At 70.0% G+C, this 948-nt stretch carries 1 protein-coding gene; it reads left to right on the forward strand.

What is annotated here, in order from left to right; translation table 11 throughout:
* Positions 1-168: 168 nt before the first annotated feature.
* A partial coding sequence (gene mmsB / locus JMF90_RS38575; protein WP_201326493.1) for a 3-hydroxyisobutyrate dehydrogenase occupies positions 169-948 on the forward strand: 780 nt, incomplete at its 3' end.

Consider the following 948-nt stretch of genomic DNA (forward strand, 5'->3'; position numbering starts at 1 on the left):
ACCGGTTCGCGCGGCTCGAAGCTCGGCGACCTCGGCCCGTACGGCAAGCAGGTCGTGCAGTTCTACACGCAGACCAAGACGGTCACCGCGCGCTGGTTCGACGACGACACGACGGCCGGCCCGGTGAACACGACGATCCGGCTGCATTGAGCGGCGGAGGACACCAACATGAAAATCGGATTTATCGGCCTCGGCCACATGGGCGCGCCGATGGCGCTGAACCTGCTGAAAGCCGGCCACGACGTGCATGCGTTCGACCTGAGCGCCGACGCATTGCGCGCGCTGCAGGACGCCGGCGCGCAGGTGGCAGCTTCCCCGCGCGATGCGGCATCGGGCGCGACGTTCGTGATCACGATGCTGCCGGCCGCGCCGCACGTGCGCTCGGTGCTGTCCGGCGAGAACGGCGTGCTGGCCGGCCTCGGTGCGGGCGCGACCGTGATCGATTCGAGCACGATCGACCCGGCGAGTGCGCAGGCGTTCGGCGCGCTGGTGCGCGAGCACGGCGGCGCGTTCGTCGATGCGCCGGTGTCGGGCGGCACCGGCGGCGCGGCGGCCGGCACGCTGACCTTCATGGTCGGCGGCAGCGACGCGGATTTCGAGCGCGTGAAGCCGGTGCTCGCCGGGATGGGCAAGAACATCGTCCATTGCGGCGCGACCGGGATGGGGCAGGTCGCGAAGGTTTGCAACAACCTCGTGCTCGGCATCTCGATGGCGGCGGTGTCGGAAGCGATGTCGCTCGGCGTCGCGCTCGGCATCGACCCGAAGGTGCTGGCCGGCATCGTCAACACGTCGACGGGCCGCTGCTGGAGTTCGGACACCTACAACCCGTATCCGGGCGTGATCGAGACCGCGCCGTCCTCGCGCGGCTACTCGGGCGGCTTCGGCACCGACCTGATGCTGAAGGATCTCGGCCTCGCGAACGATGCGGCGAAGCAGGCGCGCCAGCCC

Origin of the sequence: Burkholderia sp. E168m23, from assembly GCF_016586125.1 — a bacterium.
Lineage (GTDB): Bacteria > Pseudomonadota > Gammaproteobacteria > Burkholderiales > Burkholderiaceae > Burkholderia > Burkholderia orbicola.